The following is a 23,657-nucleotide window of genomic DNA, read 5'->3' as shown; positions in this document are numbered from 1 at the left end:
CACCCCTATCTATTCTTCATAAGTTCACGCTGAATACGTGCTAACTTTCCTTGTAAACTGCCGTCGTAAATGCGGTTTCCAATGCGTACTTTAATACCGCCTAGTAAATCTTCATCTACAACATTTTGAACGCGAATTGCATCTTTTCCTGTTTTCTTTGCAAATGCTTCTGCAATGCTAAGCTTCTCATCTTCTGATAAAGAACGAGTAGAGTAAACCGTTGCATCAGCTACGTTACGCTCTTCATTGGCAAGTGCAACATACACATCTACAATTTCAGGTACTAATGTTTCGCGATGATTATCGATTAAAAGATATAACGTGCTTAAAATTGGCTGAGAAACAGTAGAAAACACGCTAGAAAGAAATTGTTTTTTCTTTTCTGCTGAAATGTTTGGTTGTCCTAAAAAAGTATGTAGTTCTTTACTACTTACAAAAGCACTTTGCACAAGGCGCAGTTCTTCCTCAAACATTTCTAGTACGTGTTTTTCTTTTGCGATTTGAAAAAGAGCGACAGCATAACGTTTAGCTACAATCTCATTGCTCATCGCGCTTCTCCTACCTCTTTAATATAATCGCGAATTAATTGAACTTGGTCTTCTTCTTTCAGTTCTTTTTGCATAACTTTAGAAGCAATTTGGACAGATAAAGAAGCAACCTGTTCTTGAAGAGCAGTAATTGCTTGCTCTTTTTCGCGTTGAATTTCTTGTACAGCAGATTCTTTAATAGATACCGCTTCCTCTTTGGCAGCAGCAATAATACTTTCTTTTTGATCTTCTGCTTGTTTTTTCGCTCTCTCGATTAATTCTTGCGCTTCAATACGTGATTGTTTTAACATTTCACGTTGTTCTTCTACTAACTTTTTCGTCTCTGCATTGTTCTTTTCAGCAGCGTCGATTTCGCTAGAAATATGATCTTCACGTTCCTTCATAATTCCCATTAAAGGTCCAAATGCATATTTACGAAGTAATGCTAATAGAATTAGGAAAACGACAATTGTATAAAGTACTGTTCCGTATGGGACAGCAGCAGCTCCTAATAATAGAGTTGGCACAAGGATTCACTCCCTTCAAAAATCTAAATTAAACAAATGAAAAGACAAGTAATGTTTCATTCATAAAGCAATGGCGAAGAAGGTCTCAAAACGATCTTCGCCACTTATTGTAAGGGGAGCTATCCCTTATTTGTTTAATACGATAAACGCGATTACTACACCGATGATTGGAAGCGCCTCAACTAACGCTACCCCGATGAACATGATTGTTTGAAGTACACCACGTAATTCTGGTTGACGAGCAACACCCTCAACTGTGCGAGATACGATAAGACCGTTACCAATACCAGCACCTAATGCAGATAAACCAATTGCAATTGCAGCTGCGATTACACCTAAACTCATTTTAAAAGTCCTCCTTTTTATCAATAAAAAATAAATTTTGTACTTACTTTAAATATATTAATGGTCGTGGCTTACTTTATGAGCCATGTATACCATCGTTAACATTGTAAAGATAAATGCTTGGATAGCGCCTACGAAAATACTGAAGCCCATCCATGCTAACATCGGCAGAACAGCACCTAATGCGCCAAACGCACCGCTTGCTCCTAATTGAGCAAGTAACGTTAATAAAATCTCACCCGCATAAATGTTACCAAATAAACGCAGACCTAACGTCAATGTATTTGCAAATTCCTCAATTACCTTTAAAGGGAATAAGAATTTCATTGGTTGAATATAGCCTTTTAAATATTCTTTCGTACCCTTCATTTTAACTCCATAATAATGGGTGAGGGCAACTACCATCACGGCTAAAGTTAGAGTAACTGCTGGGTCAGACGTTGGAGATCTCCACCATGCAATATGCTCCCCGCCTTCAGCTGTCGCAATCATGAACGGCAAACCGAGCATGTTTGCTACAAAGATATACATAATGAGTGTAACTCCAAGCGTTAAAAAGCGTCCACCTGTTTGCCAATCCATCGTACTATTAATCATACCTTTTACGAAGTCCATAACCCATTCAAGGAAATTTTGTATTCCTGTTGGACGTAGAGCTAATCGACGGGTACCAATAACAGCGATGATAAATACGATTACTGCCGCAACAGTCGTCATCATAACAGAGGACAAGTCGAACGTTAAACCTAGAAATTCAACTAATTTACCGTGTTCCACTAGTAATTCACCTCTCTTCCCTGCTCTTATACTGTAGATAAAGAAAATCTATGATCATGACAAGATATCCTGTCAGTAATCCTAATCCTAAGCTCCACATCGCCATTAAATGTTGATATTTTGCTGCAAATAAAATTAATAGCCCTATCGCGGCTAATCTCGAATATGTACTCACTGCAGTCGCTTTATACTTCACTGTCTCTCCTTGTGTAACGCGATCTAACAGCTTGTCCGTCTTGTGTGCAACGATGCGCAAACTAAGAAAACCGAAAATCGTTCCGATAATCAGTCCTAGAAAGACATCTTTGTATGAGGTAAAGCCCCATCCTAATACAAAGAGTGCGAGAAGGTTGTACATATATTTCTTTTGTCTTTGGACAAGTTCATGTACTTCTATCATCATTGCTCTCCCGAATAAAATTGTCGAATGAGTCGAATCATAGCATAAACCCCTGTTCCAAGTCCTAGTAATAACCCGATTACTAGAAATAATGGAAACGTTCCAAGCTTACCATCAATCCATTGCCCGCCAAAAATTCCAACTAAAATAGCGCCAACGAGCTGAGAAAGAATTCCAGTCATTAAAGCATACGCCTTAAATTGACTACGCTTGTTTCCCTCCAAGGATTCATCCCTCCATATGTAAAGCCTCATTCACTATGTGTTAAGAATGTGTTAATAATAACTCATTTTTTTGCATAAATCCTATTTAAATGAGAAAATTAATTTTTTTGTCAAAGAATAGACGAAAATTTGTCAATGAAAACCCTACCATCTATCCCCGTTGTTAGCATACAATAGGGTGTTAAACAGTGTCAACGTCAAATCGAAAAAAATCAAAAAATTTGAGTATTAGGTATTTATTCCCATAACTGAAAACGTTCTCCTTCAAAATAATGTTAAAAGACGTCTAATTTCTAGACCTTTTTTCTTTATAATAGAAGAAAAAAGTTCACAAGTTTGTCACTATTATGCTTTCTAGATATATAAATTTTCACATTTCATATGACTTTCTCAAATGAGAAGTTTCTATATTATATGCAATTTCACTATATAATATGTTGTATAAAAAAACAGACGAGAAGGGTATCTTCTCGTCTGTTGTCTTACTTCGTTCCAAATAAACGGTCGCCAGCATCTCCAAGACCTGGTACAACATATCCATGATCGTTTAATTTTTCGTCTAATGCAGCCACGTAAATATCCACATCAGGATGGTCTTCTTGAATAACTTTTACCCCTTCTGGCGCACCAACAATACACATTAATTTAATATGTTTCGCACCGCGCTTCTTTAAGGAAGTAATTGCTTCTGATGCAGAGCCGCCTGTCGCTAACATTGGATCAAGTACGATAAAATCACGTTCTTCTACATCAGTTGGAAGTTTCACATAGTATTCTACAGGTTGTAATGTTTCTGGATCACGGTATAAACCGATATGACCTACTTTTGCTGCTGGAATTAATTTTAAAATCCCATCTACCATTCCTAAGCCTGCACGTAAAATAGGAATTAAACCAAGCTTCTTACCTGCAATCACTTTTGTTTTCGCTTTACTTACAGGTGTTTCAATTTCAATTTCTTCAAGTGGAAGATCGCGTGTAATTTCAAACGCCATCAAACTTGCTACTTCATCTACTAGTTCACGAAACTCTTTCGTACCTGTATTCTTATCGCGAATATATGTAATCTTATGCTGAATTAAAGGGTGATCAAAAACATACAGTTTTCCCATGTGAATCGCTCCTTCAGATGATATTGATGCGTGAGGTCACGCTGTTTTTACACTATGTACGATTGTAAAGAAAACGCTTCTAATATTCAAGGGTGAATTTGGAGTATAGATGTAAAACAGCTGTCATTTTTTATTTATTTTTCTTATTTAGACAAAAAACATACTTTTTCTCTTCTCTAAAGGACATACATGAACTCAATATAGGAACGTCTACTCAAAAACGAGAAACGTTTGGACATCAGTAAATGTTCTCGTAATAACTTAGCAATATCACGACAAGAATAGATTTTTTTGGATAATAAGAGAAGAACAAGTCATCACTTATTGGTTCCTCCATGCCATTGATCATTTCTTACTACATGATATTATGGAATTAATCGCCATATACCGTTGGTAGAATTAACTGATCCATGCTATAAAAATGAAAGTAGCTGAATTGTTACTCATAAAAAGAGGTTGTCCCATAAATCAGCTACACAGACTTATGAGACAACCCTTTTTACTCTACTTGGACTTTTGTTTTGACTATTTACCCTTGAAATGAAATAAGGTATATAGCTTTGTTAGAACCTTTCAACTCCTATTATTATAACCCTTTCAACAACTTACCTTTCATGCAATATTGCATATCAAAATAAGTTGTAAAGTTTATTACCCTAAAGTATACTAAGATTATAAATAAATAATTAAATATTCAGAAAAAGGGGAGATTGTTTATGCAAATTGCAATGGCAGTTTTAAAATTTCTAGGTGCAGTAATTCCATTAGTAGCAGACCTTTTAAAAGCAGTAATGTAAATAGTATTTATTGCCATTATATTATTTTATAAGTATTATACAAATAATCTGTATATCGAACAAATACTATTTTGATATACAGATTATTTGTATGAGTTTTTTATTTTTCTCTTCTTATTCTATATAAACTAAAAGTTCTGTATTAACTTCTCATGCAAATGGATCTGTTAGTGAAAAAATCACAAAATGTCTAGTAGCAATAACTAAACAACAAGTTAGTGGTGAATAAGTTAATAAATAAAAAGGAGAGGCAACTTTCTGTTCAAGGTTGAATGGAAAGTTGCCTTTTAGCTTTACATAATTTTTATGAAATTAAAAACGTATGTTTTTCGGTGTCCTCTACGTTCACCATCTCTTTTTTCTATCTTATAGCTCTTTATACATTGGGAATTTATCAGTTAAGGCCTTTACACGCACGCGTGCTTCTTCTAATGCTGCTTCATTATCATGATTTTTTAATGTGTGAGCAATAATTGATGCGATTTCATCCATTTCAACAAGTCCGAAACCTCTTGATGTTACAGCTGCAGTTCCAATACGAACGCCGCTTGTTACAAATGGACTAGCTGGATCAAATGGAATTGTATTTTTGTTTACTGTAATACCAACTTCATCTAATACATGCTCTGCAACTTTTCCAGTAATATTTAAATTGCGAACATCAATTAAAATTAAGTGATTGTCCGTTCCACCAGAAACAAGAGTAATACCTTCTTTTTGTAGACCTTCTGCTAAACGATTTGCATTGTTAATAATGTTTTGTGCATATACTTTGAAGTTACCCTGCAATGCTTCTCCAAATGCAACTGCTTTTGCTGCGATTACATGCATAAGCGGTCCGCCTTGAATACCAGGGAAGATGGATTTATCAATTTGCTTTGCAAATTGTTCTTTACATAAAATCATACCGCCGCGTGGTCCGCGTAATGTTTTATGAGTTGTTGTTGTTACAAAATCAGCGTATGGTACTGGATTTGGGTGTAAGCCTGCTGCTACAAGTCCTGCGATATGTGCCATATCTACCATTAAATATGCACCAACTTCATCAGCGATTTCACGGAATTTCTTGAAATCGATCACACGAGGATATGCACTAGCACCGGCAACGATCAATTTTGGTTTATGCTCTTTCGCTTTTTCTAATACGTCTTCATAATTAATGCGATGTGTATCAGGATCTACACCGTATTCAATGAAGTTATATTGTACACCACTAAAGTTAACAGGGCTTCCGTGTGTTAAGTGACCGCCGTGAGATAAGTTCATACCAAGCACTGTGTCACCTTGCTCTAGAATTGTGAAGTATACAGCCATATTTGCCTGTGCACCAGAGTGCGGTTGAACGTTTACGTGCTCTGCGCCAAAAATTTCTTTTGCGCGATCACGTGCGATATCTTCGGCGATATCTACATGTTCACAACCACCATAATAACGTTTCCCAGGATACCCTTCTGCATACTTGTTCGTTAATACAGACCCTTGCGCTTCCATTACTGCTTCGCTTACGAAGTTTTCAGATGCAATAAGCTCGATTTTTGAACGCTGTCTTCCTAATTCTAATTCAATTGCAGCAAACACCTTTTCATCTTGACGTTTTAAATGCTCCACCAAAATCCCCCTTTTCTGAACGAACTACACCTATTTCCGATATTTTCCCTTCATTTTCTAAGAAAAAACGAAAGTTCTAGTTGTAATTCTTTTAAATCTTCACATTTTCAACTACATTCTAACACGACTCCACACATGATAAAAGAAAAAAAGACCAAATTTGGCCCTTTTTTATTAGAAGCTTATTACTTAACTACAAGTAAACGTTTCCTCTTTTATTGCATATGCTGCACGCGCTCCACCAATTAACTTCGGACGCGTTTTTGCCATCGTTACATGAGCATGCCCAATCTCTTTCACTCGCGTGCGTACCGGAACAGCTACATGTTTTAAATGCATACCGATAAATGTATCTCCAATATCAATACCTGCATCCGCTTTTACGAACTCTACGATAACAGGGGCTTTCATATTATGATATGCATATGTTGCAAGAGCCCCACCCGCTGATCTGACAGGCGTAACAGTTACAATCTCAAACTGATGCTTTTCTGCGACTTCTCTTTCTACCACTAAAGCACGGTTTAAATGTTCACAGCACTGAAATGCTAGGGTAATGCCACACTGCTCTTGAAAGTGTTTTAACTCAGAAAAAATTGCCTCTGCTACTTCCATCGTTCCCGATGTTCCAATTCTTTCACCAAGCACCTCACTCGTACTACAGCCCACAACAAAAAGGTTCCCATTTCGCAGCGTGGCTTGCTCTTGAAACTCAAAAAGCGCTGTTTGCAACTGCTCTTTTAATTGTAATATTTCACTCATTACGCTCTTCCTTTCGCAGGTAGGTTCAACAAATTATATTACTTCTTACTAGAAGTTAGAATACAATTACTTCGCTTCGTATGCTTTAATTTTTCCTACACGATTTTCGTGACGGCCGCCTTCATAGTCCGTTGTTAACCAAATTTTTGCGATATCGCGTGCTAAGCCAGCTCCAATTACACGCTCACCCATCGCTAACATGTTCGTATCATTATGTTCTCTCGTTGCTTTTGCACTAAATGTATCATGCACTAATGCGCAGCGAACGCCGTGTACTTTATTTGCCGCAATTGACATACCAATGCCTGTTCCACAAATTAAAATACCGCGATCTACTTCACCATTTGCAACCATTTCTGCTGCTGGAAATGCAAAATCAGGATAATCTACTGAACCAGCCTCACACTCACAACCCAAATCAATATATTCAATGTTCAATTCTTCTAATAGACTCACGATTTCTTTACGAATATTCATTCCGCCATGATCAGATGCTACAACTACTTTCATTCTAAATCCCTCCAAATATAAAGTGAAACTTCCAATCAGTGAAGATTGCTTCTTTCCACTGACAGTGAAATAAACAATATCTTCCGCCTCATACCTCTGAGAATAGAAGATATATTACCCATTAAATCAGCATAATCTCCAATATCGTATTATACACGAAACATCAACCTTCTGAATGCTTTTTCACCAAAGTGTGCACAAGTTGTTCCATTTCTTCCAGCGTTGCTTTATATATAGCAAGCGAACCACCAAAAGGATCAGAAATATCCTTATTTGTACCTTCTACAAATTCATATAATGTATACACTTTTTCACTTACTTCTGGATGGTGCGCTAATAGAAGTTGACGATGTCCTGTTGTCATCGTCAATACAACATCGGACCACTCTAGCAACTCTGCCGTCACTTGCTTTGAAGAATGTGCAACCCGAATACCTTTTTCTTGTAGCGCATTTTTAGCATGAGTAGATGCATCACTACCAACCGCCGCAAAAACACCAGCAGATTGCACGTCAAACTGCTCCTTACCATGATAACGTAATAGCGCCTCTGCCATTGGGCTGCGGCACGTATTGCCTGTACAAACGAATAATACTCGCTTCACCAAACACCACTCCTTATGATGAATATCTATTTTCATCATAACTCACAATGGTAACGAAAAAAAGAAATGTATATATAAGTTAAAAAACTGACATAAAAAACCTTTCTTTTTAGGGGAGGGCGAGAGCTTCTGGCCGTGCATAGAAGCGGTCAGGGCCTTCTCCTGCCACATGCGAGGTTTCAAACAAAAGGAGCAAACAAGTAGCAATCATGTTTTATTCTATATAGCAACAGCTTATATGTTAGAAAATTAAAACGGATATATAGTAATATAAGAAAACAAAAAATCTACCACTATTCCCCACTCCAACACCAGACATAAAAAAGAAATCCATTTCGATTATGAAATGGATTCCCGATTCATCAAACGATTATTTCATTGTTACTTTCATTACTCCAGTTGAGCCTTTTGTAGCTGTTACACCTACAGTTGTTTCAATAGATTCTGTTGCATCTGTGTTTGTAATAACGATTGGTGTGATTGTACTTTTAGCTTTTTCACGAATTAATTCTAAATCGAAAGAGATTAATTTATCGCCAGCTTTAACAGCTTGCCCTTCCGATACATACGTTTCGAAACCTTCACCTTCCATTTTTACAGTTTCTAACCCAACATGAATTAAGATCTCTGCACCGTTTTTCGCTTTAATACCTACAGCATGTTTTGTGTGGAATAGTTGTACAATCTCACCATCTACCGGAGATACTACTACACCTTCAGTTGGTTCGATTGCAACACCGTTCCCCATCATACGACCAGCGAATACTGGATCTGGTACTTCTTCAATATTTTTCACTTCTCCAGTTAATGGCGATACAATTGTTTCTGCATTTGTTTTAGAACCAAAACCAAATAATTTTTTAAACATAGGATAATCCTCCTTATAATCCTTACTCAACAATAAACCTCATATAGCTCACTGCTTTAGTGGCATAAAAACATTCCCATATAAAAAAATGAAGTTATCAACCCGCCTCTTATTGTATCGCCTTGCAAAATTCCGGTCAATTCAGACTGTCTGAATTCAATTGGAAAGGAAGTAAACTTCTTTTGCTTTTTTTCCACAAATTGTCTAAAAATCTTAACATAACAACATCATTATTTTTTCATTTACTATTTATAAAATTTATTTTCGTTTTTTATAAAATGCACTTGACTAAAGTAAGTAACTATTTTATTATTACTTACATAAGATAAGTAAATAACTTTTTGGAGGTTTTATAAAATGATGAACATTGGTCTTCTTATTATTCGTCTTATTATCGGGATTACTTTCATGGGGCATGGCGCTCAAAAATTATTCGGCTGGTTTGGTGGTCACGGTTTAAAAGGAACCGGCGGCTGGATGGAATCAATTGGCTTACGCCCAGGCGTATTTATGGCATTTATGGCCGGGGCAACTGAATTACTAGGCGGTTTCTTATTTGCTGCTGGTATTTTCACTTGGATAGGTGCTCTATTTATTGTCGGTACGATGTTAGTATCTATCATCACAGTTCACGGTAAAAACGGCTACTGGGTTACACAAAACGGTTTTGAATATAACCTTGTTTTAATCACAGTTGCAGTTGGCGTTGCACTTATTGGACCTGGCGCTTACACTTTAATTTAATTAAATATCTTGAATTCAAGATAAAGAAACCTCACAATTGTGGGGTTTTTTTCATACCCTTTACAAAAATATATTTTTTCAGCAGGAGTTTTCCTCCTTTATCTTGTAAACAAACAAAGAAGCGTTACAGATATAAGAAGGGAGATTACATATATGCTGTCTATTAATCCAAATGAACAAACTGAAAAAGACAATTACAAATTACTAACGGGAAGTATTATTCCGCGCCCAGTTGCCTTCGTCACAACTGTTACAAATGACGGGGTACTAAACGGCGCCCCATTTAGCTATTTTAATATTGTTGCTGCGAATCCGCCTCTTATCTCAGTTTCTGTACAACGAAAAGACGGAGAACCAAAAGATACAGCACGAAATGCGATGGAAAAAGAAGAATTTGTCGTTCATATTTCTGATGAATCTTATGCAGAAGCCATTAACGAAACAGCAGCTAATCTTCCTCCGAATGAAAGCGAAATTAAACTTGCGAAACTAACACCAATTGATAGCGATGTAATTTCTGTACCAGGGGTAAAAGAAGCAAGTATTCGTATGGAATGTGTATTAGAACGCGCTCTTCAATTAGGCGGAACAGAAGATTCCCCAGCATGCGATCTATTAATCGGTCGCATTGTACGGTTCCATATCGCTAAGCACTTATATGAAAATGGACGCATTCATGCTGAAGAACTAAAACCAATAAGCCGATTAGCTGGACATAACTACGCAAAGCTTGGAGAGCAATTTGAACTTGTAAGGCCATAAATAAAAGCGGAGGCGGCTCGCCCAGAACAAGAGGGGGATGGAGCTTCTGACATAGAGGCGCTTTTTGCCTCGGTGGAAGACGCGAAGCCACCGAATGTTCTAGCCGCTGGAGCTAGATATTAACTGGAGACCTCCAACCAAGAAGTATATTTTTGGCGTACATTATAGAAGCGCCGATATATTATGTATATACTATAAAAGCCCAGCCACTTATCGTAGCTGGGCTTTTATGCTATAACTTTTCACAAAATGATTCTATTTCTTCTTTCTTCGGTTTCGCTAATTTAACCATAACCGTGATCCCCTCTAAGAAGTTGGCTGCGTTCATACCGAAAACAATAATTTTATTCCAAACCCAACAAGTATAACGCCGCCAAGTACTTCTCCATATGTTCCAAGAATACTATGCGCCTTACGGCCAATTAGCAATCCGAACCAAGTAAGCATCATACTCACAACACCAAATATGAGAATTGTGACAAACGTACGCGCTCCATAAATACCGAGACTTAAGCCGACAGAAAAACTATCCATACTCACACTAAAAGCAAACAATAGTAAACTCGCCCCGGCCGGAACATTTCTATGCTCATCATCGTGAGACATTGACGTATACACAATGTGAAATCCTAATCCCATTAATAAAATACTACCTATAATAGTGGCAATGGAGCCAAATTGCTCTGATAAAAAACGGCCAAGTATCATACCGATAAAAGGCATAATTATATGAAATGTACCAATTGTAATGCCGATATAAAATATTTGACGCAGCTTAAGCGTAATCATCCCCATACCCAGACTAACAGAAAACGCATCAAGCCCTAGCGCAAATGCCATAATACATAGCGGCAACAATTCGCTTATAATATGTTCAATTGTCATAATGTCCCCCCTCGGACTTGCTACTTCACAATATGCACGTTCGAGGAGAGATAGAATTTATTTTTCGAAGATGATTTGGTGACCGGCCGCTTTTGTTAAACGATTCATGATGGCACTACCAATCCCTTCACTTGGGAACGACTCACTAAAAATAATATCGACACCACTTGCATCAAATGTACGCAATACATCATAAAGCTTTGTCGCAACGGTTGCTAAATCACTGCGTTTTCCACAAGAGAGAACAACGGCTGCTTTATATACATGCTCATACTCCTCTGTTGTTAATACACCTACTTTATAACCTTCTTGCTTTTTATTATCCACAAGTTGCTGAATAAATGTACGCGATCCCTCAACAATACTAAGCGGGGCTTTCGGTGCATAATGTGTATATTTCATTCCCGGCGATTTTGGTTTTTCCGTTGCATCTTTTAATGCTGGATCTAATAAAACAGGACCAATCACTTCTTCTAGTTGCTCTTTTGTAATACCGCCCGGGCGCAAAATTGTCGGTATTTCACTCGTACAATCTACTACAGTAGACTCAACACCGACACCAGTTGCCCCGCCATCAACGATACCAGCAATTTTTCCGTCTAAATCTTCATATACATGAGAAGCAAGAGTTGGGCTAGGACGCCCAGAACGATTCGCACTTGGGGCTGCTACCGGTACACTCGCTGCTTCAATAAGTGCTAATGCTACCGGATGATCCGGCATACGAACTGCCACGGTCTGTAATCCAGCCGTTACTTTTTCAGAAATCCCTTCTTTTTTCGGGAAAACAAGTGTTAAAGGTCCTGGCCAAAAATGCTTCATTAACACATTTGCAACTGGCGGAACATGAGCCACAATACCATTTAATTGTTCTTCCGTACCAATATGTACAATAAGCGGATTATCGCTTGGTCTTCCTTTTGCTTCAAAAATTTTTGCAACAGCCTCATCACTTAATGCATTCGCACCAAGTCCGTACACTGTTTCAGTCGGAAACGCTACTGCTTCATTTTCTCGTAATAAATGCGCTGCTTCTTGTAATTGTGGATAATCTTTTTTTATTTCCACAACATTATCCACAGTCCACATTTTTGTATTCATTTTTTTCACGTCCTTTTCTGCCATGAAATGCTTGTTATTTATAGTTTACTATGAAATTTATCCAAAAGCCAAATAAGGTTTATCCACAAAATGTGGATAAACTCATTTAATCAGTGGATAACTTTGTGAATAGCTGACAATTTAGTATAATTACATTTGGTTGATTTACATTTTTACAAAAATGTTCTAATGTCTGTATTTCTTTTGACACAACATCCTTTTCCACAGTTTCAAATTGAAAAAACTTAAATATTGTAACGGACTGTGGACTATTCGTGAGTAAATATAATTGTTCAATACTTTTCTCTTTCATATACTGCAAAAACGTTTCGAAAAAATGTAAGAACGTAGCTTTATCCACAGTAGGTGTGAATAAACACGAACGAAGAAGCGCATCATTTCCAGCTTGCTCATACCCAACAGCCGCTTGAATCTGTTCCTCATCTACTAATATCATAAAATTCCCGTACAATTGATCTAAGCGTTCTTCTTTCATCCGAGCTTGTCCAAAAAAGGTTTTCAGTCTTTCCACATCTGCTTTTGTAGCAAAACGAATTTGCTTCATACACAATCCCTCCCCATACTTTTATATATGAGGAGGGATTCTCTTTTAGAACTTATTTTGAAAATAAAGATGTAAATGCTTCTACAATAAACAATTTTACTTCTGGCTTTTCTTCCGTTTCTTCTACTACCTTCACTTGCTCTTCTTGTTTACTAACACGCGGTTCTTCTTGCTTACTTTCTTCTTGTAATTCCTTTTCAATACGGTTTTCTTGCGCAGCCTTTGCTTTCACTTTTTGTTTCGGTGCGATGTGCGTCTCTTTCTTCACTTTAAGAGATTGTTTTACTTCTTCTTTTACAATTTCTTTCTGTGCATAATTTTCTTCTATATCGTCTTCATCAATTGTTTCTGCTTGAACAACATTCTCTTCGCGCTTTACAGCTGTACCACTTGAGAAGTCTAAGAAACACATAGGCGGGAATAATACGCACCACCAATTTGCCCCTTCACCTTTTCCGATTGTCACAAGTACCGCTTCATACTCTCCAGCTGGATAAATAAAATTCCCATATACTTTCGTTGGAAATTTGATATGTTTATTAAACTGAACTGTAAAAGTTTCCTTACTGCCTTCTCGTTTCAACGTTTTTGCGACTGTTTGTTGAAGTTCTGGGATACGGCTTTGAATGACGCGGCGTGCGTCTTCAAACGATTTTAACTCTGCCACCCAACCATCGATTTGCGCTTTCACTTCATCACGCACTTTACGTTTTAACTCTTGATCTTCCTTCGAATCACTATTAGCTAAAATACGTAATCGAATCGCCTCTTTCGGAATTACGACAGGTCCTTTTGCATCAGCTTTCATATATCCAAAGTGCGCAATCATTTGTGCACCAATTAATAATAAAAGTAGATAAGCAATCGCTTGTTTTTTCATCTTCTCTCCACCGCCCCTTCAGTAAAACAGTGTAGACAAGTTTTTTTCTTTCTAAACTACTAAATTCAGAATCTATTCGTTTTTTAGGTGGTTATATAAATTGAAAAACGAACAAAAAACCCTTTTCTTTTTAGATGGGCGAGAGCGTCTGGCCATGCATAGTAGCGGTCAGGACCTTTTTCTGCCACGGACAAGAGTTAAAACAAAAGGAGAAAACGAGTGCAGAGCACTTTTTTCTCCCTAGCAGCGAATTTTATGTTTAAAAATTAAAATGGATTTATATATAAATACAAATTGAAAAATCGATATAAAAACCATTTTCCTGCTACGGGTCAAAGAAAACTGACTCAAAAGGGATGTAGATTTCTTTGGGAGGTTAATTCCTTCTTACATGCCCATTGATATATCGGAGATTTTCACAATATATCGACGATTAGACACAACATAAAGATCCTTCAACAATGTTCAACATGCTTGATACACTAAAGGGAGCTGACAAAAGTCCATTTTCAGGTCAGCTCCAAATTAAAATTACATTTCCGCAAAGACCATGCGATCTTTCCCATTAATATCAAAGACCACTTCCACATGTGCATGTGGGAATGTTTCTTTCAATAAAGCACGCACATCCTCACCTTGTCCTACACCCACTTCAAAAGCAACAATCGATTCTTCTTGCAGTACCTTTGGCAATTCCTCCATAAAGCGTCGATAGAAATCAAGCCCATCTTCACCACCTACAAGTGCACGCTTTGGCTCATGCTCTTTCACTACAGAAGAAAGACCTCTCCAATCCTCTTCTGGAATATAAGGTGGATTTGACACAACGACATCTAGTTTTTGCTTCGTTTCCTGAAATGGCGACAATAAATCACCGTGATAGAACGTTACATTCGCCTCAAGTTCTGTCGCATTTTTCCGCGCCACTTCAATTGATTCCGTGACAATATCGACTGTGTATACATGTAAATGCGGATTTTCTAAAGCCAGAGTAATTGAAATTGCACCGCTGCCAGTACCAATGTCCGCCACATGGATGTGTTTATCCCCAAATTTACGGCGAATACGTGTTAACACCCCTAGCACAAGTTCCTCTGTTTCTGGTCTTGGAATGAGCACTTCTTCATTTACGAAAAATGGGCGCCCATAAAACATTTCATATCCAATTAAATACTGAACAGGAATACCCTCCACATGCTTATGAATAAAGTTTGTAAAAGTTTTCTCTTGTTCTTCCGTTAATTCTTCACGCATGTTCATCATCAAACCTGTTCGATTCGTCTTTAATACATGACAAAGGACAATTTCTCCCGCATTTTCATCACGTCCATGTTCACGTAAAAAAGAAGAAGCCCATTTCAGGGCTTCATAGACACGCATTACTCAGCTGCCTCCATCTTTTGCGCCTGATCTTCCATCACTAAGGCGTTGATGAAATCATCTAACTTACCTTGTAAGATTTGATCTAGCTTTTGAATCGTTAAACCGATTCGATGGTCTGTAACACGGTTTTGCGGGAAGTTATACGTACGAATACGCTCAGAACGGTCTCCCGTACCAACAGCTTGTTTACGGTTTTGATCGTACTCAGCTTGTGCTTCTTGTCTAAACTTATCATAAACACGTGCACGTAATACTTTCATTGCTTTTTCTTTATTCTTAATTTGTGACTTTTCATCCTGACAAGAAACAACTACACCAGTCGGTAAATGCGTTAAACGTACCGCTGACATCGTTGTATTAACACTTTGTCCACCAGGGCCACTAGAAGCAAACGTATCAACACGAACATCTTTTTCATGAATATCGATTTCTACTTCTTCTGCTTCTGGTAATACAGCTACAGTTGCTGTAGAAGTATGGATACGTCCGCCAGATTCTGTTTCGGGAACACGTTGCACACGGTGTGCACCATTTTCAAATTTCAATTTTGCGAAAGCGCCTTTACCGTTGATCATAAAGATAATCTCTTTATATCCACCTAGTTCTGTGTAACTCGCTTCAATAATTTCTGTTTTCCAGCCTTGAACCTCTGCATAACGGCTATACATACGGTATAAGTCACCAGCAAATAAAGCAGCCTCATCGCCACCAGCAGCCCCACGAACCTCAACGATAACGTTTTTATCATCATTCGGGTCCTTTGGAACAAGTAAAATTTTCAGACGCTCTGATAATTCCTTCTCTTGTCCCTCTAGCTCAGAAACTTCTTCTTTTACCATTTCACGCATGTCAGCATCTAACTTCTCTTCTAACATCGCTTTTGCATCTCTTAATTGTTCACGAACATCTTTATACTCACGGTACACCTCTACCGTTTCTTGCATATCAGATTGTTCCTTTGAATATTCACGCAGTTTATTCGGATCACTAATAACCTCTGGATCACTTAGAAACTCGTTTAACTTTTCATAACGATCTTCTACAGCTTGCAAACGATCTAACACACCATTCACCTCAACATCCTAGTCTCTAATACACATAGTATATGGTACATAACAAAAAAAACGCAAATTATATTTTAAAAGTGGAGCCGACTGTTCAGGCCCGGGGGCGGAACTAGATATCTCCTAAAAACAGATTCACATCTAACTATTCGCATTTTCTAAAAAAACCCGCCTTATGTAGCGAGTTTTTATCTCTGTTTAATTGATACAGCATGGCAATGACGACAACGTGGTTCATATGATTCCGATGCGCCAACTAAAATAATTGGATCATCAAAAGAAGCTGGTTCCCCATCGATTAAACGTTGCGTACGACTTGCAGGAGATCCGCATTCAGCACATACTGCTTGCAGTTTTGTTACATGCTCCGCAATTGCCATAAGCTGAGGAACTTGTCCAAATGGTAGACCACGGAAATCTTGGTCTAAACCGGCAACAATTACACGATAGCCTCGGTTTGCCAATTCTTGCACCACTTCCACAATGTCCCCATCAAAAAATTGCACTTCATCAATTGCTATAACATCAATATCTTCTGTTACGTGTTCAAACATCTCTTTTGAAGCCGCAACAGGAACTGCTCTTACTTTCAATCCATTATGCGACACAACATCTTCTTCACTATAACGGTTATCAATGCACGGTTTAAATACAATCGCGTTTTGCTTTGCGAATTGCGTACGGCGCACACGGCGGATGAGCTCTTCTGATTTCCCGGAGAACATGCTTCCACAAATCACTTCAAGCCAACCGTGTTGATTTATTAAGTACATAAAAGCTCCTCCTTTCACCTATATGAACCCATTTTGATTTTTCGACATATAGATTGCTGCTATGCAGAAAAAAAAGGAGCCTGCTACTTTCTCCCTTTGTTTGAACTTCGCATGTGGCAGTAAAAGGTCCTGACCACTTCTATGCATGGCCAGACGCTCTCGCCCACCTAAAAAAGATGGTTTTATGTCGTTTTTTAATTTGGATTTACCTACTTATTCTTACTCTAAGTAAGTAAAGGTTTATATTTTCGCAAAAAAAACAGACAAGCGGATATATACACTTGCCTGCTTTATGTTTGTTATTACTTAAGGCCGTATTTCTTATTGAAGCGGTCAACACGTCCGTCTGCAGTAGCAAACTTCTGACGTCCTGTGTAGAATGGGTGAGAATCAGAACTGATCTCAACTTTTAGTAATGGATAAGTATTACCATCTTCCCACTCGATAGTTTCGTTAGAACCTTTTGTAGATCCGCTTAAGAATTTGAAGCCTGTGTTTGTATCCATAAATACAACTTTCTTGTAATCTGGATGGATTCCTGCTTTCATTCTTTTCATCTCCTTCCGCCCTGAATCATTTTCGAAACAGAGTTTTTTCATCGTTAGCTGCAATCACAACTATAGCGATGAAACGCACATGATGAAATTATAACAAGGCTATCTGCATTTTGCAACTACCTGTTTTTAGCATTACTTCATCGTGACATATCTCTTTGAATCTGCAGGGATATTTTGTAGAAATTCTTCATTTGTCTTTGTTTGACGTAGCTTACGCAAGAAGCTTTCTATGAAGTCTGGCGTATCTCTCATTGTTTTACGAATACCCCATAACTTGTCTAAATGTTCTTTTGGAATTAATAAATCTTCTTTACGTGTACCAGAACGACGAATATCAATAGCTGGGAAAATACGACGTTCCGCTAAAGAACGATCTAAGTGAAGCTCCATATTTCCTGTTCCTTTGAACTCTTCATAAATGACGTCATCCATACGAGACCCTGTATCAACAAGAGCTGTTGCTAAAATTGTTAAACTACCGCCCTCTTCAATATTACGAGCCGCTCCGAAAAAGCGTTTCGGTCTATGGAATGCCGCTGGATCAATACCACCAGATAAAGTACGTCCGCTTGGCGGAATCACAAGGTTGTAAGCACGCGCTAAACGAGTAATACTATCCATTAAAATGATAACGTCTTTTTTATGTTCAACAAGACGCATCGCACGCTCTAGCACAAGCTCAGCTACTTTAATATGGTTTTCTGGGACTTCATCAAAAGTAGAACTTACAACATCACCTTTTACAGAACGCTCGATATCTGTTACTTCCTCTGGGCGTTCGTCAATTAAAAGTACAATCAGTTCTGCTTCTGGATGATTTGTTGTAACGCTGTGCGCAATTTCTTTTAACAGTATTGTTTTACCAGCCTTTGGAGGCGCAACAATTAGACCACGTTGCCCAAACCCAACTGGTGCAATTAAATCCATGATGCGTGTTGATAATTTCTTCGTTTCCGTTTCCAATTTCATTTGACGATTTGGATATAACGGTGTTAACGCAGGGAAATGCACACGTTCTTTTGCCGATTCTGGATCATCTCCATTAACCGCTTCAACTTGCAGCAATCCAAAATAACGCTCATTTTCTTTCGGAGGTCGCACTTTACCAGAAACCTTATCTCCATTACGCAAATCAAAACGACGAATTTGCGAAGCTGAAATATAAATATCTTCAGAACTCGGAGAATAGTTGATTGGACGTAGGAATCCAAATCCTTCTGATTGAATAATTTCCAGTACACCTTCCATGAAAAAGAAACCTTCTTTTTCTGCTCGTGCTTTTAAAATTGCAAAAATTAGCTCTTTCTTCGTTAATTTGCTGTAATAAGAAATCTTAAATTCTTTTGCAAGTTCATATAACTCTTTTAACTTCATGTTCTCTAATGCTGAAATTGTTAAATTCATTCGGACACCACACTTTAATATTATTCTCTTTTTCATTGGGTAAAGGTAATTGCGGAAGGCTAATACATATAAAATGAAAGGCAATAAGTACAAGTAGAGTAATATTCACTATTGTAACCCTTTTACCTCATTTTAATCAATATGTTACGAGACAAATACAAGAAGCGAAGACAACAAAATTTGTCTTCGCTCTATCCATCACTTGCATACTTCTTATTTTATCTATACAGACAGCCATATTTCCATTTCATAAACACCTTCTGCCCGTGTTCAAAATTCTGCAAAGTCAAAGAAGATAGGTGAAGATGACTGCCCCAAAAAGCACGATTAGTTATAATTTCCAGTAGCAGGGATGAAGAAAAATTCCCACTAATGGAAGTTTTACTTCATAACTAAATTTGGTTTTTTATTTAAACTGTGACGCCCGTCAACAAAGCGAACTGTTCCCGATTTCGCACGCATAACAAGGGAATGCGTTGTACCAGTACTTCCTTTAAATTGAACACCGCGCAGTAATTCACCGTCCGTAACACCTGTTGCTGCAAAGATTGCATCATCACCTCTTACTAAATCTTCCATACGAAGAACGCGGTCGATATCACTAATCCCCATCTTTTTGCAGCGCTCTAATTCCGCTTCGTCTTGTGGAAGGAGCTTTCCTTGAATTTCTCCGCCTAAACATTTTAATGCCACGGCAGCTAAAACTCCCTCAGGTGCACCGCCAGATCCAAATAAAATATCAACACCTGTGCGATCAAACGCTGTGTTAATAGCACCAGCTACATCACCATCATTAATCAATTTAATTCGCGCTCCCGCTTTACGGATTTCCTCAATAATCGCCTGATGACGTGGTCTATTTAAAATAGTTGCTACAACATCTTCAATATCTTTATTTTTTGCTCTCGCAACAGCACGTAAGTTATCAATAACTGGTGCATTAATATCAATAGCACCAACCGCTTCTGGGCCAACCGCAATTTTATCCATGTACATGTCAGGTGCATGTAGTAAGTTTCCATGGTCTGCTACTGCAATAACTGCTAATGCATTCCATCCTCCTGCTGCAACGATATTTGTTCCTTCTAATGGATCAACTGCTACGTCAACGCGCGGACCATATCCAGTTCCTAATTTTTCACCGATATATAGCATTGGCGCTTCGTCCATTTCCCCTTCACCAATTACTACAGTTCCTTTCATCGGCACTGTGTCAAATACATCGCGCATCGCTGAAGTTGCAGCTCCATCCGCTTCATCCTTCTTACCGCGTCCCATCCAACGTGCTGATGATAACGCTGCAGCCTCCGTTACACGTACTAATTCCATGGATAAACTTCTTTCCACTATAATCCCTCTCCTTTAAACCTTAATATTTCTCCCACAATTAACATTTAATACCATTTACCTTATGTCGCTTTACCTACGCAAAGCTCTTTAGGCATTTTTCATCTGTTCAATCTCTTGGCTTGTCATTTTTTCACGCCAAATTTTCGCTCCAAGACCTCGGAGCTTGTCTTCTAAATTTTCATAGCCGCGATCAATATGTTCTAATCCCGTAACTTCTGTAACCCCTTCTGCCATTAAACCTGCAATAACAAGAGCAGCTCCGGCACGTAAGTCACTCGCTTTTACTTTAGCTCCTTGCATTAAAACAGGCCCTGTCACGATAGCAGAACGACCTTCTACTTTAATTTGCGCATTCATTCTTCTTAATTCATCTATATGTTTAAAACGCGCTCCGTAAATGGTATCCGTTACAACTGCCGTTCCACTTGCCTTCGTTAATAGCGTCGTAAACGGTTGCTGTAAGTCAGTTGGAAATCCTGGATATACGAGTGTTTTTACATCCACCATTTTTAGCTGACGGTCCCCATCTACCACAATTTGATCATCGTGTGTTTCTACTCTTACACCCATTTCTCGAAGCTTAGCCGTTATAGATTCTAAATGCTGCGGAATCACATTATCAATTACAACTTCACCGCCAGAAGCCGCTCCTAAAATCATATACGTTCCAGCTTCAATGCGATCAGGAATAATAGAATGATAACAACCATGAAGCGATTCAACACCATCAATACGAATCACGTCTGTTCCTGCCCCTTTAATACGAGCTCCCATGCTTGTAAGAAGTGTTGCTACATCAATAATTTCTGGCTCTTTCGCTGCATTTTCAATGACTGTTCTACCTTTTGCGCGCACTGCAGCAAGCATAATATTAATTGTCGCGCCTACGCTAACAACATCTAAATAAATACGTGCTCCCCGCAGTTCATCTGCGCGTAAATATATTGCACCTTGCTCATTAGTTACTTGTGCTCCAAGCGCTTCAAAACCCTTAATATGTTGATCAATTGGCCTTGGTCCTAAATGACATCCACCAGGAAGTCCAATTACTGCTTGTTTAAAACGACCAAGCATTGCTCCCATTAAATAATAAGAGGCACGCAATTTTTTTACCTTTCCATTTGGAAGAGGCATTGCTACCATTTTCGAAGGATCAATTGTCATTTCTTCGTCTGGATGATATGTGACAGATCCACCAATTTCCTCCAATAAATCACCGAGTATTTTCACATCAGAAATATTAGGTACACCACCGATTGTAACTGGTGTGTCTGCTAAAATGGTCGCAGGAATAAGCGCGACAGCACTATTTTTTGCGCCGCTCACACGAATCGAACCATGTAAGGGCACACCGCCTTCAATTAGCAACTTATCCATCTCAAACCCCCTTCTTGTGAATTCATTCCCCGATCTAATCCCTATTTAAACGGGTAATTTCACTATTTCGGATACGTTTTTACACTTGCGAGTATGTCCATGCTATTTGTTTCCTTTATTTTTACACAATTACAAAAATATTTCTCTTTAAATGCCCTAACAAGTAGAAATTTGTCTATTCTATAAAATGTTCACGCTTTCATTATACAACGAAACGAAACCGTCTAAAAGGCTAGACGGTTTCTAAAGTCATTTTTAGAATTATGCTTGACCGTTAGAACCAAACTCACGGATTTTACCGATTACAGTCGCTTTAATTGCTTCACGGCCAGGTCCGATAAATTTACGAGGATCGTAAGCTTCTTGGTCTTTATTTAATACTTCACGAACCGCTTTTGTAAACTCGATTTGGTTTTCTGTGTTTACGTTGATTTTAGAAGTACCTAAAGAGATAGCTTTTTTGATGTCAGCTGTTGGGATACCAGTACCACCGTGAAGTACTAAAGGTACACCAGTTAAGTCACGAACTTCTTCCATTTCTTTGAATCCTAAGTTAGGCTCACCTTTGTAAGGACCATGTACAGAACCTAATGCTGGAGCAAGGCAGTCAATACCTGTTGCAGCTACTAGTTCCTTACATTCCTCTGGATCAGCGTAGATAACACCTTCAGCTACTACGTCGTCTTCTTGTCCGCCAACTGTACCAAGCTCAGCTTCTACAGATACGTTACGAGCATGTGCATATTCTACTACTTTTTTAGTAGTTTCAATATTTTCTTCAAATGGATGGTGAGAAGCATCGATCATTACAGATGTGAAACCTGCATCAATTGCTTCTTTACATTTTTCGAAGCTTGAACCATGATCAAGGTGAATCGCAACAGGAACAGTGATGTTCATTTCTTCGATTAAAGCTTTAACCATAGCTACAACTGTTTTGAAACCAGTCATATGACGAGCTGCACCTTCAGATACACCTAAAATTACAGGAGATTTTTCTTCTTCCGCAGCAGCTAAGATAGCTTGTGTCCACTCTAAGTTATTCATGTTGAATTGACCAACTGCGTATTGTCCTTCTAGCGCTTTGTTTAGCATTTCTTTCATGGAAACTAAAGGCATGGTAAATCCTCCTAAAAACGTTTTTTTGTATCCGATAAGTTCTTATCGGTGGTAGTATGACCACGATAAGGGAAAATATGTATAACCACATACCGGACTTTTTTCTACACTCCATAGGATACCAACTTGTACTCAAAAACTCAACCGCATTCACCTGCTCATCAGTTCATGAAAACGCTTTTTTTCATACTTTTTAATAAAAAATTCACGATTATGCTTGTACAGCGATTTCTTTTCGCACGGCTCCCCGAATTTCATCAATATCAAACGGCTTTGCAAAATGCATTAACGCACCGAGTTCTTTTGCTTCTTGAATCATATCTAATTCACCATAAGCCGTCATTAAAATTACTTTAATATCTTGATTAATTTCTTTCACATGTTTTAAAATTTCAATTCCGTCCATACCCGGGATTTTCATATCTAAAATAACTAAATCCGGACAATCTTTTTTCACAATATCAAGGGCTTGAAAACCGTTTGCTGCTTGGAATGTTTCGTAACCTTCCTTTTGAAACACCTCATGTAATAAAACACGAATGCCGTATTGATCATCAACGATTAAAATTTTCCCTTCCATGCTCCCCAACCTTTCTATAATAAACGCATAATTTATATTTCTCGCATCTCTT

29 protein-coding genes are annotated in these 23,657 nt (G+C 38.1%); 3 read left to right on the top strand and 26 right to left on the bottom strand.

Annotation, left to right across the window (positions count from 1 at the left end; genetic code table 11):
• Window positions 1-5: 5 nt before the first annotated feature.
• The 13 genes from WAZ07_RS07170 to WAZ07_RS07115 all read right to left on the bottom strand — a co-directional run bounded on the left by WAZ07_RS07170 (window position 6) and on the right by WAZ07_RS07115 (window position 9,061).
• Window positions 6-548 carry a F0F1 ATP synthase subunit delta gene (locus WAZ07_RS07170; RefSeq protein WP_090917914.1) on the bottom strand — a complete coding sequence of 181 codons (543 nt, stop codon included), beginning with the start codon at window positions 546-548 and terminating at the stop codon, window positions 6-8.
• Window positions 545-1,054 carry a F0F1 ATP synthase subunit B gene (atpF, locus tag WAZ07_RS07165; RefSeq protein ID WP_336471897.1) on the bottom strand — a complete coding sequence of 170 codons (510 nt, stop codon included), beginning with the start codon at window positions 1,052-1,054 and terminating at the stop codon, window positions 545-547. The genes WAZ07_RS07170 and atpF overlap by 4 nt, the downstream gene beginning before the upstream one ends.
• A gap of 126 nt (window positions 1,055-1,180) precedes the next feature.
• Window positions 1,181-1,399, bottom strand: a complete 219-nt coding sequence (gene atpE / locus WAZ07_RS07160; RefSeq protein ID WP_020061436.1) for a F0F1 ATP synthase subunit C — start codon at window positions 1,397-1,399, stop codon at window positions 1,181-1,183.
• 57 nt (window positions 1,400-1,456) lie between these two features.
• Window positions 1,457-2,176, bottom strand: a complete 720-nt coding sequence (gene atpB, locus WAZ07_RS07155) for a F0F1 ATP synthase subunit A (protein ID WP_090917918.1) — start codon at window positions 2,174-2,176, stop codon at window positions 1,457-1,459.
• Between the two features lie 7 nt (window positions 2,177-2,183).
• The gene (locus WAZ07_RS07150) at window positions 2,184-2,576 is read right to left on the bottom strand and encodes an ATP synthase subunit I (RefSeq protein WP_090917920.1); all 393 of its coding nucleotides are present in this window, start codon (window positions 2,574-2,576) and stop codon (window positions 2,184-2,186) included.
• A complete protein-coding gene (locus WAZ07_RS07145) occupies window positions 2,576-2,800 on the bottom strand; it encodes an AtpZ/AtpI family protein (protein ID WP_139207717.1) in 225 nt (74 codons plus the stop codon). The genes WAZ07_RS07150 and WAZ07_RS07145 overlap by 1 nt, the downstream gene beginning before the upstream one ends.
• A 40-nt stretch (window positions 2,801-2,840) precedes the next feature.
• Entirely contained in the window at window positions 2,841-2,885 is a 45-nt protein-coding gene (locus tag WAZ07_RS26190) for a DUF4024 domain-containing protein (RefSeq protein ID WP_368087050.1), read from the bottom strand.
• A 397-nt stretch (window positions 2,886-3,282) separates the two neighbouring features.
• Window positions 3,283-3,912, bottom strand: coding sequence for a uracil phosphoribosyltransferase (upp, locus tag WAZ07_RS07140; RefSeq protein ID WP_020061432.1), 630 nt, complete (start codon window positions 3,910-3,912; stop codon window positions 3,283-3,285).
• 1,163 nt (window positions 3,913-5,075) lie between these two features.
• Window positions 5,076-6,317 carry a serine hydroxymethyltransferase gene (glyA, locus tag WAZ07_RS07135; RefSeq protein WP_336471896.1) on the bottom strand — a complete coding sequence of 414 codons (1,242 nt, stop codon included), beginning with the start codon at window positions 6,315-6,317 and terminating at the stop codon, window positions 5,076-5,078.
• A 189-nt stretch (window positions 6,318-6,506) separates the two neighbouring features.
• Window positions 6,507-7,079, bottom strand: a complete 573-nt coding sequence (locus WAZ07_RS07130; RefSeq protein ID WP_090917925.1) for a TIGR01440 family protein — start codon at window positions 7,077-7,079, stop codon at window positions 6,507-6,509.
• Between the two features lie 66 nt (window positions 7,080-7,145).
• Window positions 7,146-7,589: a ribose 5-phosphate isomerase B gene (gene rpiB, locus WAZ07_RS07125; protein ID WP_336471895.1), complete on the bottom strand. Its 444-nt coding sequence runs from the start codon at window positions 7,587-7,589 to the stop codon at window positions 7,146-7,148.
• Between the two features lie 163 nt (window positions 7,590-7,752).
• Complete coding sequence (locus WAZ07_RS07120) at window positions 7,753-8,193, bottom strand: low molecular weight protein arginine phosphatase (RefSeq protein WP_336471894.1); 441 nt, start codon at window positions 8,191-8,193, stop codon at window positions 7,753-7,755.
• A 370-nt stretch (window positions 8,194-8,563) separates the two neighbouring features.
• Entirely contained in the window at window positions 8,564-9,061 is a 498-nt protein-coding gene (locus tag WAZ07_RS07115) for a PTS sugar transporter subunit IIA (RefSeq protein WP_090917928.1), read from the bottom strand.
• 357 nt (window positions 9,062-9,418) lie between these two features.
• Between WAZ07_RS07115 and WAZ07_RS07110 the strand changes: the two genes are divergently transcribed.
• Both WAZ07_RS07110 and WAZ07_RS07105 read left to right on the top strand, forming a co-directional pair.
• Complete coding sequence (locus tag WAZ07_RS07110; RefSeq protein ID WP_336471893.1) at window positions 9,419-9,805, top strand: DoxX family protein; 387 nt, start codon at window positions 9,419-9,421, stop codon at window positions 9,803-9,805.
• Window positions 9,806-9,958: 153 nt separating this feature from the next.
• A complete protein-coding gene (locus WAZ07_RS07105) occupies window positions 9,959-10,567 on the top strand; it encodes a flavin reductase family protein (protein ID WP_336471892.1) in 609 nt (202 codons plus the stop codon).
• Between the two features lie 324 nt (window positions 10,568-10,891).
• On the opposite strand, the gene WAZ07_RS07100 is transcribed toward WAZ07_RS07105, so the two are convergent.
• From WAZ07_RS07100 to spoIIR, 4 genes are all read right to left on the bottom strand, one after another.
• The gene (locus tag WAZ07_RS07100; RefSeq protein ID WP_336471891.1) at window positions 10,892-11,452 is read right to left on the bottom strand and encodes a manganese efflux pump MntP; all 561 of its coding nucleotides are present in this window, start codon (window positions 11,450-11,452) and stop codon (window positions 10,892-10,894) included.
• Between the two features lie 57 nt (window positions 11,453-11,509).
• Window positions 11,510-12,553: an L-threonylcarbamoyladenylate synthase gene (locus tag WAZ07_RS07095; protein WP_336471890.1), complete on the bottom strand. Its 1,044-nt coding sequence runs from the start codon at window positions 12,551-12,553 to the stop codon at window positions 11,510-11,512.
• Window positions 12,554-12,659: 106 nt separating this feature from the next.
• Entirely contained in the window at window positions 12,660-13,118 is a 459-nt protein-coding gene (locus tag WAZ07_RS07090; RefSeq protein WP_336471889.1) for a GNAT family N-acetyltransferase, read from the bottom strand.
• Window positions 13,119-13,170: 52 nt separating this feature from the next.
• A complete protein-coding gene (gene spoIIR, locus WAZ07_RS07085) occupies window positions 13,171-13,998 on the bottom strand; it encodes a stage II sporulation protein R (RefSeq protein ID WP_336471888.1) in 828 nt (275 codons plus the stop codon).
• A 100-nt stretch (window positions 13,999-14,098) separates the two neighbouring features.
• Between spoIIR and WAZ07_RS07080 the strand changes: the two genes are divergently transcribed.
• The gene (locus tag WAZ07_RS07080; RefSeq protein ID WP_336471887.1) at window positions 14,099-14,242 is read left to right on the top strand and encodes a hypothetical protein; all 144 of its coding nucleotides are present in this window, start codon (window positions 14,099-14,101) and stop codon (window positions 14,240-14,242) included.
• 287 nt (window positions 14,243-14,529) lie between these two features.
• Here WAZ07_RS07080 and prmC read toward each other — a convergent pair whose 3' ends face one another.
• The 9 genes from prmC to WAZ07_RS07035 all read right to left on the bottom strand — a co-directional run bounded on the left by prmC (window position 14,530) and on the right by WAZ07_RS07035 (window position 23,605).
• Window positions 14,530-15,378, bottom strand: a complete 849-nt coding sequence (prmC, locus tag WAZ07_RS07075; RefSeq protein WP_336471886.1) for a peptide chain release factor N(5)-glutamine methyltransferase — start codon at window positions 15,376-15,378, stop codon at window positions 14,530-14,532.
• On the bottom strand, window positions 15,378-16,445 hold the full coding sequence (prfA, locus tag WAZ07_RS07070; protein WP_139207720.1) for a peptide chain release factor 1: 1,068 nt from the start codon (window positions 16,443-16,445) through the stop codon (window positions 15,378-15,380). The genes prmC and prfA overlap by 1 nt, the downstream gene beginning before the upstream one ends.
• Window positions 16,446-16,633: 188 nt before the next feature.
• Window positions 16,634-17,218 carry a thymidine kinase gene (locus WAZ07_RS07065; protein WP_336471885.1) on the bottom strand — a complete coding sequence of 195 codons (585 nt, stop codon included), beginning with the start codon at window positions 17,216-17,218 and terminating at the stop codon, window positions 16,634-16,636.
• 302 nt (window positions 17,219-17,520) lie between these two features.
• Complete coding sequence (locus WAZ07_RS07060; RefSeq protein WP_034635411.1) at window positions 17,521-17,766, bottom strand: type B 50S ribosomal protein L31; 246 nt, start codon at window positions 17,764-17,766, stop codon at window positions 17,521-17,523.
• Window positions 17,767-17,907: 141 nt separating this feature from the next.
• Entirely contained in the window at window positions 17,908-19,179 is a 1,272-nt protein-coding gene (gene rho, locus WAZ07_RS07055; protein WP_020059786.1) for a transcription termination factor Rho, read from the bottom strand.
• Window positions 19,180-19,560: 381 nt separating this feature from the next.
• Complete coding sequence (glpX, locus tag WAZ07_RS07050; RefSeq protein WP_090917947.1) at window positions 19,561-20,526, bottom strand: class II fructose-bisphosphatase; 966 nt, start codon at window positions 20,524-20,526, stop codon at window positions 19,561-19,563.
• A 90-nt stretch (window positions 20,527-20,616) separates the two neighbouring features.
• Window positions 20,617-21,906, bottom strand: a complete 1,290-nt coding sequence (locus WAZ07_RS07045; protein ID WP_090917948.1) for a UDP-N-acetylglucosamine 1-carboxyvinyltransferase — start codon at window positions 21,904-21,906, stop codon at window positions 20,617-20,619.
• Between the two features lie 261 nt (window positions 21,907-22,167).
• Window positions 22,168-23,025, bottom strand: coding sequence for a class II fructose-bisphosphate aldolase (locus tag WAZ07_RS07040; RefSeq protein WP_336471884.1), 858 nt, complete (start codon window positions 23,023-23,025; stop codon window positions 22,168-22,170).
• Between the two features lie 211 nt (window positions 23,026-23,236).
• On the bottom strand, window positions 23,237-23,605 hold the full coding sequence (locus WAZ07_RS07035; protein ID WP_090917952.1) for a response regulator: 369 nt from the start codon (window positions 23,603-23,605) through the stop codon (window positions 23,237-23,239).
• Between the last annotated feature and the right edge of the window lie 52 nt (window positions 23,606-23,657).

It is taken from the genome of Bacillus bruguierae, from assembly GCF_037104725.1.
Taxonomy (GTDB): domain Bacteria; phylum Bacillota; class Bacilli; order Bacillales; family Bacillaceae_G; genus Bacillus_A; species Bacillus_A bruguierae.
Note: the sequence above shows the minus strand (reverse complement) of the source record. Positions and strands in the feature narration are given on the sequence as shown.

What these genes read in the sequence shown, in the direction of transcription:
- WAZ07_RS07040 (WP_336471884.1), bottom strand. Translation starts at nt 23,025, where the DNA reads ATGCCTTTAGTTTCCATGAAAGAAATGCTAAACAAAGCGCTAGAAGGA.
- atpE (WP_020061436.1), bottom strand. Translation starts at nt 1,399, where the DNA reads ATGAGTTTAGGTGTAATCGCAGCTGCAATTGCAATTGGTTTATCTGCA.
- WAZ07_RS07105 (WP_336471892.1), top strand. Translation starts at nt 9,959, where the DNA reads ATGCTGTCTATTAATCCAAATGAACAAACTGAAAAAGACAATTACAAA.
- WAZ07_RS07060 (WP_034635411.1), bottom strand. Translation starts at nt 17,766, where the DNA reads ATGAAAGCAGGAATCCATCCAGATTACAAGAAAGTTGTATTTATGGAT.
- prmC (WP_336471886.1), bottom strand. Translation starts at nt 15,378, where the DNA reads ATGCGTGTCTATGAAGCCCTGAAATGGGCTTCTTCTTTTTTACGTGAA.
- WAZ07_RS07110 (WP_336471893.1), top strand. Translation starts at nt 9,419, where the DNA reads ATGATGAACATTGGTCTTCTTATTATTCGTCTTATTATCGGGATTACT.
- WAZ07_RS07150 (WP_090917920.1), bottom strand. Translation starts at nt 2,576, where the DNA reads ATGATAGAAGTACATGAACTTGTCCAAAGACAAAAGAAATATATGTAC.
- WAZ07_RS07100 (WP_336471891.1), bottom strand. Translation starts at nt 11,452, where the DNA reads ATGACAATTGAACATATTATAAGCGAATTGTTGCCGCTATGTATTATG.
- WAZ07_RS07130 (WP_090917925.1), bottom strand. Translation starts at nt 7,079, where the DNA reads ATGAGTGAAATATTACAATTAAAAGAGCAGTTGCAAACAGCGCTTTTT.
- rpiB (WP_336471895.1), bottom strand. Translation starts at nt 7,589, where the DNA reads ATGAAAGTAGTTGTAGCATCTGATCATGGCGGAATGAATATTCGTAAA.
- WAZ07_RS07090 (WP_336471889.1), bottom strand. Translation starts at nt 13,118, where the DNA reads ATGAAGCAAATTCGTTTTGCTACAAAAGCAGATGTGGAAAGACTGAAA.
- spoIIR (WP_336471888.1), bottom strand. Translation starts at nt 13,998, where the DNA reads ATGAAAAAACAAGCGATTGCTTATCTACTTTTATTATTAATTGGTGCA.
- WAZ07_RS07115 (WP_090917928.1), bottom strand. Translation starts at nt 9,061, where the DNA reads ATGTTTAAAAAATTATTTGGTTTTGGTTCTAAAACAAATGCAGAAACA.
- WAZ07_RS07065 (WP_336471885.1), bottom strand. Translation starts at nt 17,218, where the DNA reads ATGTACTTAATAAATCAACACGGTTGGCTTGAAGTGATTTGTGGAAGC.
- WAZ07_RS07170 (WP_090917914.1), bottom strand. Translation starts at nt 548, where the DNA reads ATGAGCAATGAGATTGTAGCTAAACGTTATGCTGTCGCTCTTTTTCAA.
- WAZ07_RS07045 (WP_090917948.1), bottom strand. Translation starts at nt 21,906, where the DNA reads ATGGATAAGTTGCTAATTGAAGGCGGTGTGCCCTTACATGGTTCGATT.
- upp (WP_020061432.1), bottom strand. Translation starts at nt 3,912, where the DNA reads ATGGGAAAACTGTATGTTTTTGATCACCCTTTAATTCAGCATAAGATT.
- WAZ07_RS07035 (WP_090917952.1), bottom strand. Translation starts at nt 23,605, where the DNA reads ATGGAAGGGAAAATTTTAATCGTTGATGATCAATACGGCATTCGTGTT.
- WAZ07_RS07095 (WP_336471890.1), bottom strand. Translation starts at nt 12,553, where the DNA reads ATGAATACAAAAATGTGGACTGTGGATAATGTTGTGGAAATAAAAAAA.
- rho (WP_020059786.1), bottom strand. Translation starts at nt 19,179, where the DNA reads ATGAATTTAACAATTTCAGCATTAGAGAACATGAAGTTAAAAGAGTTA.